This window comes from Longimicrobium sp. (genome assembly GCF_036554565.1).
Classification (GTDB): domain Bacteria; phylum Gemmatimonadota; class Gemmatimonadetes; order Longimicrobiales; family Longimicrobiaceae; genus Longimicrobium.
This window is the reverse complement of record NZ_DATBNB010000647.1, coordinates 1-8,639: the sequence shown is the minus strand read 5'-3', so window position 1 is coordinate 8,639 and position 8,639 is coordinate 1. Positions and strand designations below refer to the sequence as shown.

Annotated in this window: 10 protein-coding genes; 2 read left to right on the top strand and 8 right to left on the bottom strand. The window is 69.3% G+C overall.

Translation table 11 applies throughout. From position 1 onward, the window contains the following. The 3 genes from VIB55_RS18010 to VIB55_RS18000 all read right to left on the bottom strand — a co-directional run. A partial coding sequence (locus VIB55_RS18010; RefSeq protein ID WP_331878053.1) for an FAD binding domain-containing protein occupies positions 1-464 on the bottom strand: 464 nt, incomplete at its 3' end. Then, positions 461-883, bottom strand: a complete 423-nt coding sequence (locus tag VIB55_RS18005) for a (2Fe-2S)-binding protein (RefSeq protein ID WP_331878052.1) — start codon at positions 881-883, stop codon at positions 461-463. The genes VIB55_RS18005 and VIB55_RS18010, both read right to left, overlap by 4 nt. Further along, a complete protein-coding gene (locus tag VIB55_RS18000; protein ID WP_331878051.1) occupies positions 868-2,985 on the bottom strand; it encodes a xanthine dehydrogenase family protein molybdopterin-binding subunit in 2,118 nt (705 codons plus the stop codon). Before VIB55_RS18000 ends, VIB55_RS18005 begins: the two co-directional genes overlap by 16 nt. Before the next feature lie 288 nt (positions 2,986-3,273). Between VIB55_RS18000 and VIB55_RS17995 the strand changes: the two genes are divergently transcribed. Next, on the top strand, positions 3,274-3,843 hold the full coding sequence (locus VIB55_RS17995) for a nucleoside deaminase (RefSeq protein ID WP_331878050.1): 570 nt from the start codon (positions 3,274-3,276) through the stop codon (positions 3,841-3,843). 46 nt (positions 3,844-3,889) lie between these two features. Then, positions 3,890-5,215, top strand: a complete 1,326-nt coding sequence (locus VIB55_RS17990; protein ID WP_331878049.1) for a DUF6986 family protein — start codon at positions 3,890-3,892, stop codon at positions 5,213-5,215. A 73-nt stretch (positions 5,216-5,288) separates the two neighbouring features. Here VIB55_RS17990 and VIB55_RS17985 read toward each other — a convergent pair whose 3' ends face one another. The 5 genes from VIB55_RS17985 to uraD form a co-directional block, all read right to left on the bottom strand. Continuing rightward, the gene (locus VIB55_RS17985) at positions 5,289-6,005 is read right to left on the bottom strand and encodes a GNAT family N-acetyltransferase (protein WP_331878048.1); all 717 of its coding nucleotides are present in this window, start codon (positions 6,003-6,005) and stop codon (positions 5,289-5,291) included. A 17-nt stretch (positions 6,006-6,022) separates the two neighbouring features. Then, entirely contained in the window at positions 6,023-6,553 is a 531-nt protein-coding gene (locus VIB55_RS17980; RefSeq protein WP_331878047.1) for a hypothetical protein, read from the bottom strand. Positions 6,554-6,600: 47 nt separating this feature from the next. Then, on the bottom strand, positions 6,601-7,797 hold the full coding sequence (locus VIB55_RS17975) for a urate hydroxylase PuuD (RefSeq protein ID WP_331878046.1): 1,197 nt from the start codon (positions 7,795-7,797) through the stop codon (positions 6,601-6,603). A 13-nt stretch (positions 7,798-7,810) separates the two neighbouring features. Continuing rightward, positions 7,811-8,140, bottom strand: a complete 330-nt coding sequence (gene uraH / locus VIB55_RS17970) for a hydroxyisourate hydrolase (RefSeq protein WP_331878045.1) — start codon at positions 8,138-8,140, stop codon at positions 7,811-7,813. Between the two features lie 31 nt (positions 8,141-8,171). Next, a partial coding sequence (gene uraD, locus VIB55_RS17965; protein WP_331878044.1) for a 2-oxo-4-hydroxy-4-carboxy-5-ureidoimidazoline decarboxylase occupies positions 8,172-8,639 on the bottom strand: 468 nt, incomplete at its 5' end.

Genomic DNA, 8,639 nt, shown 5'->3' with positions numbered 1-8,639 from the left:
GTGTAGAGTTGGTTGACGGGGACGCGCCGCTCGCCGCCCACGCTGCGGAGGACGACGACGGCATCCGCCACGGCGAGCACGGGAAGGCTGTCCGCCGCGGGCGAGCCGTTGGCGATGTTGCCCGCGATCGTCCCCCGGTTCTGGATCTGCACGCCGCCCACCTCGCGCGACGCCGCCACCATCGCGGGAAGCCACTCGCGGACGAGGTCGGAGCGGATCATCTCCGTGTACGTGGTCAGCGCGCCCAGCCGCAGCACGCCACCGTCCGCGCTGATGCCACGCAGCTCGTCCACCCCCCAGATGTTGATGAACCGGCGGTCGCTCGTGGTGCCGAAGTGCAGGTTCACGAGCACGTCGGTGCACCCCGCGAGGGGCACGCGCGGCCCGTCGTCCGCAAGGATGCGAAGCGCCTCGTCGAGCGTGCGGGCCGGACGCAGGTCCAGCGTGGTGGTCGCCGTCTTCATGCGTTCTGGATGGCCCGGTAGATGGCTTCGTAGCCGGTGCAGCGGCACAGGTTTCCCGCCAGGCCGGTGCGGATGTCTTCCAGCGACGGGTCAGGGCCCAGGGCGATGGCGGCCAGGATCATTCCCGGCGTGCAGATGCCGCACTGCGCGCCGCTGAATTCGGCAAAGGCGCGCTGGTACGGATGCGTGCCGCCCAGCCCCTCGATGGTCGTCACCTCCGCGTCCGCCGCCTGGGCGAACGGGACCAGGCAGGAGACCACGGGCTGTCCATCCACCAGCACCGTGCAGGCGCCGCACTCGCCCTCGCCGCAGCCTTCCTTGGTGCCCGTCAGCCCGCATTCCTCGCGCAGCACGTCCAGCAGGCGCTTCATGGGATGCGCGTCGACCTCCGTCTGGGCGCCGTTCAGCGTGAAGCGCATGCCACCTCCATGATGGTTTCGGGAATCGCGGGGATGGAGCGCACGTCCAGCCCCAGGTGGCGGATCGCGTTGACGACCGCGGGCGCGGGCCCGTCGATGGGCATCTCGCCCACGCCCTTGGCGCCGAACGGGCCGTATCCACTCGGATTTTCGAGCACGATCACGTCCATCCGCGGCGCATCCAGCGTGGTGGGGATGGTGTAGTTGGTCAGCGTGGGGTTGGCCATGCCGCCGTTCTTCATCACCACGTTCTCGTTCAGCGCCCAGCCCACGCCCTGCGCCGAGCCGCCCTCGATCTGCCCGACCACCATGGACGGGTGGATGGCCTTGCCGATCTCGTGCACGATGGTCAGGTGCAGCGGCTTCACCTCGTACGTGACGGGGTCCAGCTCCACCTCGGCCACGTCGCATCCCCAGCCGTACGCGGCGTAGGCGTCGCCCGTGTACTCGGTGTCGTCCCAGGAGATTTCCTCGGGCTTTTCGAACTGGCGGGTGATGGACAGCGGCCCATGTTCGCGCAGGTACTCGCCGGGCGTCATCTCGCCCAGCCGCTCGCGCATCTCCTCGGCGCAACGCTGCAGGATCTTGCCGACCACCATGCAGGTGCGCGACGCCACCGTAGGTCCGCTGTCGGGCACCTGGTGCGTGTCGGGCTGTACGATCTCAACGTTCTCATACGGAATGCCCAGCGCGTCGGCGACGATCTGCGCGTGCATGGTGCGCGTGCCCTGGCCCATCTCCACGCTGGCCACGCGGATGCGGGCGCCCGTCTCCGTGGCCTCGAGCGTCGCTTTCGACGCCAGGTAGATCTCGCCGCTGCCGGTGAACCCGGAGCCGTGGAAGAACAGCGACAGGCCGATGCCCCGGTTCGATCCCGCGTACTCGGCGCGCTTGCGGTGGTAGTCGGACCGTTCCACCCCGGCGCGCAGGGCCTCCACCGCGCTGCAGTCCTCGCCCATCACCTGGCCTGTCGCGCTGGTGTCGCCGGGGCGCAGCGCGTTCAGCTCGCGGAGCGCCACGGGGTCCATCCCCAGCGTCTCGGCGATGCGGTCCATGTGTACTTCCGTGGCGAACTGCGTCTGTGGCGCGCCGAAGCCGCGGAAGGCGCCGTTCGGCGGCGTGTTGGTCATCACCGCACGTCCATCGATCCGCGTGTGGTCGCAGCGGTACGGCCCGGCGGCGTGGATGCATCCGCGGGAGAGGACGACGGGGCTCAGCGTGACGTACGCGCCGCCGTCCATCAGCACGTCGATCTCCATGGCCACCAGCCGCCCGTCCTTCATCACCCCCGTGCGATGGCGGATGATGGATGGGTGCCGCTTGGTGGTGGCGATCATGTCTTCCACCCGGTCGTACACCATCTTCACCGGCCTGCCCGACTTCCGGGCGAGGAGCGACGCGTGGCCCGCCAGGATGTTGGGATATTCCTCCTTGCCGCCGAAGCCGCCGCCCGTCTCCGTCTGCACCACGCGCACGCGCTCGTCGGGGAGCACCAGCAGGGCCTTGAGCGCCTTGTGCACGTAGTACGGGCACTGCATGGAGCCGTAGACCGTGATCCCGTTGTTCTCGGGGACGGCGATCACGCCGTTGGTCTCGATGTAGACGTGCTCCTGGTGGCCGGTGCGGTAGGTGCCCTCTACGATGACGTCCGCCGTCGCCATCGCCGCATCCGTGTCGCCCTTGCGGATGCGCAGGTGCTTGAAGACGGTGGGCGACTGCTCGGGGTCCAGCACGGGCTCGGCCTCGTCGTATTCGATGCGCACTTCGGCGGCGAGCAGCGCGTCGCGATCCTCGTGGGCCAGCAGCAGGATGGGCTCGGCCACGTGGTTGATTTCGTCCGACACCAGGAACGGCTGGTCGGCCTCGATCAGCGCGACGAAGTTGCACTGCGGGCCGGGAATGTCGCGATGGTCGACGATGGTGAACCCGGCCGGGTCGAAGTCCAGGTGGATGGCGCGCACCCGCCCCTTCGGGATGGTGGCGCGGATGGTCCGGCCGTACAGCATTCCCGGAAAGCGCAGGTCGTCGATGTACTTGGCCGTGCCCAGGGTCTTGGCCATTCCATCCTTGCGCGATACGCTCCGGCCGACGGCTGGGGTCATGCGGGCCTGCTGCGGTGGGGATGAGTGGAGGTGCATCTGAAACAAATACGCGCCATCGCCGCGCGAGCGCAACTGCAACGGCGTCTCACGCGGAGGCGCGGAGGACGCGGAGAGGAAAGGGACGAGATGGAGATGGAGAGCCGTTTCTATCTCCTCGTTGTTTCTCCGCAGTTCTCCGCGACCTCCGCGCCTCCGCGTGATGCCGGTTGTTGCTTGTCCCGGCTTCCGGCATGGGCTATGGTACGGATGACGCCATCGACCGCTCTTCCACTTTCCCGACGCGCCGGAATGACCATCCCGCCCATCCAGATCAACTATCCCGACTGGGTAGAGTCCCTGATCGACTGGAACCGCCGCTACACGTCGGACGAAGACAAGATGCGGCTCGCCATCGAGGTGTCGCGGCAGAACGTCGTGCGGCAGACGGGCGGGCCCTTCGGCGCGGCCATCTTCGAGCGGGACACGGGCGCGCTGGTGGCCGTGGGGATGAACAGCGTGGTGCGCCTGAACAACTGCACGCTTCATGGCGAGATGGTGGCGTTCATGATGGCGCAGGCGCGGCTGGGGTCGTTCACGCTGCGCTCCGACGACGGGCCCGTGTACGAGTTGGTGACCTCGTGCGAGCCGTGCGCCATGTGCCTGGGCGCCACGCTGTGGAGCGGCGTCCGCCGCGTGCTCTGCGGGGCCCATCGGGACGACGCGCGACGCCTGAACTTCGAGGAGGGCCCCGTCTTCCCCGAATCGCACGAGTACCTGGAGGCGCGCGGCATCGAGATCGTCCACGGCGTGCTGCGCGAAGAGGCCAATGCCGTGCTCGAGCTCTACCGCACGAGCAAGGGCATCATCTACAACGGATGACTTCAGTGCGAGAGTGCGAAAGTGCGGGAGTGCGAAAGTGGAGACGGTGACGCCCTCGGTCTCCGCCGCCGACCTGGAGGCCGCCGCGGCCCGGCTGCGGCCCGCGAACCTGGAGTTCGCCGCGCGCTACCCGGGCGAGACGAGCGCCCGCCAGCCGGTGCACACCGTCTACGCGGGCGCCCAGTTCTTCCGCCACGACAGCGCGGTGGAGCACGGGCGGCTCGCGCTGCGTGCGCTGCAGGAGTACGCGCCCACCGCGGGCGAGTTCGCGGGCGCGCTGGGGCTGCCCGCGGACGATCTCGCGAAGGCGCTGTACGCGCGCGTGGTCGACAAGCTGACGCGCGAACCAGTGGAGGACTTCCGGCTGGATTTCGAGGACGGCTACGGCAGCCGCCCGGACGCCGAGGAGGACGAGACCGCCGTCACGACCGCACGCGAGATGGCCCGCGGGATGGATGCGGGGACGCTCCCGGCGTACGTCGGCCTGCGCCTGAAGCCGCTGAACGAGGAGCTGCGCGGCCGCGCCGCCCGCACGGCCGACCTGTTCCTGACCACGCTGCTGCAGGCGAGCGGAGGACGGCTCCCCGCGGGCTTCGTGCTGACGGTGCCTAAGGTGACCATCCCCGAGCAGGCGGCGTTCTTCAGCGACGTGCTGGACCTGTTGGAGCCGCGCCTGGGGTTGGCGGAGGGGGCGCTGAAGTTCGAGTTGATGGTAGAGGTGCCGCAGGCCGTCATCGGCGCGGACGGGCGCAGTCCGCTTCCCGGCTTTCTGGCGGCGGCGCGCGGACGGCTGACCGGGGCGCATTTTGGCACGTACGACTACACGTCGGGCGTGGGGATCACCGCCGCGTACCAGGGGATGCGCCACAAGGCGTGCGATTTTGCGCGCTACACAATGCAGGTGGCGTTCGCCGGCACCGGGATCTGGCTTTCGGATGGATCCACCGCCGTGCTCCCCGTCCCCGCGCACGAAGGCGATGCGCTCACGCCCGGGCAGGCCCGCGAGAACCGCGACGCCGTGCACCGCGCCTGGCGGATGCACTTCGAAGACGTGCAGCACTCGCTGGTGCACGGCTTCTACCAGGGGTGGGACCTTCACCCCGCACAGCTGCCGACGCGCTACGCCGCGGTGTTCGCCTTCTTCCTCGCTGGGCGCGATGCCGCCGCGGCGCGCCTGCGCGGGTTCCTGGCGAAAGCCGCCCAAGCAGGCGACAGCTTCGACGATCCGCACGCCGGCCAGGGCCTGCTCAACTACTTTCTGCGCGGCATCGCCTGCGGCGCGTTCGACGAGGCGGAGGTCAGGGAGCGCACCGGCCTCTCCGCGGACGACCTCGCCAGCCGATCGTTCCACCACATCATCGGCCATCACTGATCGTCGCATCTCCACGAGAAGAAGCCCCGCCGGAGCACGCTCCCGCGGGGCTTTCGCCATTCCAAGCTTCTAGTCAGGTGTTCGGCGCCGGTCCGAGATCTTTGTACCAGAGCAGTTGAACTTCGCCTGGGAGCCCGGGATAGGCGGAGGGATCGACCGTGGTGAGAACGCAGCCCTGCCGCGCGTAGAACCTGCAAGCGGGCACGTTCACGTTCTGCGTCTCCACCTTGATGTGGCGGCAGCCCCTGGCCCTCGCCCACGCCTCTGCGGCGTGGAAGAGCGCCGCGCCCACGCCCTTGCCGCGCGCCTCGGGGGCGACGCGGATGTCCCAGAGCACGGCCAGGTCGCGCCGCCCTTCCAGCATGTCGAGGCCGGGCGTGTCGAACGCGATCACCGCTCCACCCACGCGCCGGCCGCCGACACGCGCCGCGAGCACGCCCCACTTGGAAACGTCGAAACGCTCCGCCCACCCGGCCGGATGCTCACCCGGGATGGCGTCGTAGTCCTTGATGTACGGCGGGGAAACAGACTCTTCGGAGAGCACGAATCGGTCGCCCTCGCGGCACACCTCGAACGCCGAGGCGACCTCGAAGGCGATGGGGATACTGGCGTACCCATCGAGGCTGGCGATCGACTCCACGGAGATCGCGAGATCCATCGCGGCTGTCGTGCCGCGCGCCTCGATCTCTTTCACGATCGCGCGAGAGAGCATCGCCCTGGCGTAGCGCTCCTCGGCATCTGGCAAGCCAAGATCGGCGAAGACGTTCCCGCTGCTCTCATATACGTCCATGGGCGCCCATCTGCCCCTCACGGCGCGAGGACGGGAACGTCGAATTCTCCGTTCTGAACCTGGATCTCCCGTGCGACGTTCAGTTGCGCGGTGCCGCTGAAGGTGCCACGGACCCGGCGAGCATTCGTGGAGGTGATGGTCACCGCGCCCGTCACCATGGTGTACCGCTGCCGCACGCCGGTTGCCGGATCCGCGGGGAACTCGATGCTGACGTGGGCGCATTTCCTGGCATCGGCAAGGTCGCAGATCGGCCTGGTTTCGTAGACGCCGGCGCCCCGCTGGTCGGTGTCCATGCGCACGCGTACGACGGACGGGGTCTGCAGGGCGCCGCGCGATTCGATCTCGTAGCCGAACGGGTTCGTGCGCGCGAGCGCGTACGGGGCGGTGCCGGACGTGTCCTGCGCCGGGGTCTCCGCCACGTAGCTGCCGGTGAGGGCTCCCGTGTAGTCGAACCGGAGCAGCCCCTGCTGGTTCGCGCTGCTGCCCGTGGGGTCGCCACAGGCGGTGAGAACGACGGCGGCGAGCGCCGCGTACAGGTTACGTCGCATGGCCTTTCACCGTGTTGCAATGTGGCTACGTGAGCAGGGGCTTCCGATCAGTCGATCCGGCCTCCCTGGGCGATCCAGCGGCCGAGCAGGGCGCGCTCCTCGGCCGTCATGTGCGTCTTGTTGGCGGGCGGCATGGTCTGCGTTTCCACCGCCCGTGCGCGGATGCGGTCCATGCGCGACCGGATCTGCTCGGGGGTGTCGAACACCACGCCGGCCGGCGCCACGCCAAAAGTACGATCCGCGGCGTCAGCCGAGTGGCAGACGGCGCAGCGCTTCTGGATGACGGCGTTCGCCTGCGCGAACGTCACCTGCTCGCCTTCGCCCGCGCTGGATGCGCGGCTCTGGGCGGGGCGCGCGGTCAGCAGGGCGAGGAAGCCGAGGGAGGTGGCGAAGGTGGCGGCGAGCGCGGGCTTCCACCGGGGCCAGCCGAAGCGGATGTTCAGGATGTGGCGCACCGTGGCCCCCGTGACCACCAGGATGCCCAGCACCAGCCAGTTCCACCGGTGCCCGTACAACGCGGGAAAGTGGCTGCTGAGCATCAGCACCAGCACCGGGAACGTCATGTAGTTGTTGTGGATCGACCGGTCCTTGGCGCGCTTGGCGGGCCCGGGGTCCGGCCGCCCGCCGCGCTCCACCGCGCTCACCAGCACGCGCTGCGCCGGCATGATCACGCGGAACACGTTGCCCGCCATCAGCGTGCCCAGCAGCGCGCCCACGTGAAGGAACGCGGCGCGCCCGCTGAACACCTGCGTCAGCCCGAAGGCGACGGCCAGCACCAGCGCCAGCCCCGCGACGGCCCCCATCCGCCCCATCCGCGAAACCGCCCGCCCCAGGAACAGGTCGTACGCCAGCCATCCACCCACGATGTTCCCCGCACCGATGCCGATGGCCGCCGCGGGCGACAGGTCGCGGACGGCGGGGTCGATCAGCAGGGCGCCGCCGCTGGCGTAGTAGACCACGACCAGCAGCGATGCGCCGGTGAGCCAGGTGGTGTACGCCTGCCACTTGAACCAGTGCAGCGGACGGTCGCGGTCCCAGCCGCGCAGGTCCTTTTCCATGAAGTAGAAGGCGCCGCTGTGCAGCAGCCAGATCTCGCCCGCGATCCCCTCCTTGCCCGTCTTGGAGGGCTCCAGGTTGCGGTCCAGCCAGTTCCACAGCAGCGAGTTGCCGATCCACATGATCCCGGCGATCAGGTGCATCCAGCGAAACACCAGGTCTAGCAGTTCGCGCACGGGCGGGCTCATGGGCGGGGTGCGGTCAGCTGCCGCGGTACGTGGAGTAGCCGAACGGGCTCAGGAGGAGCGGAACGTGGTAGTGCTGCGTGCCGTCCCGGACGATGAAGTCCACCGCGACCTCGGGATAGAACGCGTCCACCCCCTGCGCGGCGAACCAGGCGCCGGTGTCGAACACCAGGCGGTACGCGCCGGCATCCAGCGCCGCCCCGGCCGGGAGCAGGGTGCGCAGGCGTCCGTCCGCGTCCGTCTCACCGCGGCCCAGCAACTCGGAGCCGCGTTCCAGGCGGATGGAGACGCGGGATGCGGGGCGGCCCCGGGTGGTATCCAGCACGTGTGTGGTGATCGCGCTCATCTCAGGAAAGCGAAAGGGTCAGCAGACAGGATCAATCGGAGAGCAGCTTTGCCAGGCGGATGCGGGTGATCTTCCGCTGCTCCTCGGCGGCGACGAGGATTTCCGCCGCGGGATCGTTGGACAGCCGCTCGGTGAGCAGGTTCAGCATCTCCTCCGCCGTCCTGCCGGTCGCGCAGACGATGTAGATGTAGCCGAAGCGCTCCTCGTACCGGCGGTTCCCCTCCGCCAGTGCCTGCTGTGTTTGCGCGGCGGCGGAAAGCATGCCGGCCTGCTCGCCGCTGGACCACGCCTTTTCGCGGTCCGTCTGCCCCGAATCCGCCTTCTTCTCGCCGATGCGGGGATGTGCGCGGAACGCCTCGCGCCAGTCCGCCTCGTCCAGCGCGCGCCACACGCCGTCCGCGTTCTCCATGAGGTCCGCGGCGTCGGCGTAGGGCCGGCACGATGCCACGCGGCGCGCCCACTCGCGCGATCCGCAGCAGGTGAGCAGTTCGCGCTCGGC

Coding starts and splice junctions, on each gene's coding strand:
- VIB55_RS18005 (WP_331878052.1), bottom strand. CDS start 883: ATGCGCTTCACGCTGAACGGCGCCCAGACGGAGGTCGACGCGCATCCC.
- VIB55_RS18000 (WP_331878051.1), bottom strand. CDS start 2,985: ATGACCCCAGCCGTCGGCCGGAGCGTATCGCGCAAGGATGGAATGGCC.
- VIB55_RS17995 (WP_331878050.1), top strand. CDS start 3,274: ATGACCATCCCGCCCATCCAGATCAACTATCCCGACTGGGTAGAGTCC.
- VIB55_RS17985 (WP_331878048.1), bottom strand. CDS start 6,005: ATGGACGTATATGAGAGCAGCGGGAACGTCTTCGCCGATCTTGGCTTG.
- VIB55_RS17980 (WP_331878047.1), bottom strand. CDS start 6,553: ATGCGACGTAACCTGTACGCGGCGCTCGCCGCCGTCGTTCTCACCGCC.
- VIB55_RS17975 (WP_331878046.1), bottom strand. CDS start 7,797: ATGAGCCCGCCCGTGCGCGAACTGCTAGACCTGGTGTTTCGCTGGATG.
- uraH (WP_331878045.1), bottom strand. CDS start 8,140: ATGAGCGCGATCACCACACACGTGCTGGATACCACCCGGGGCCGCCCC.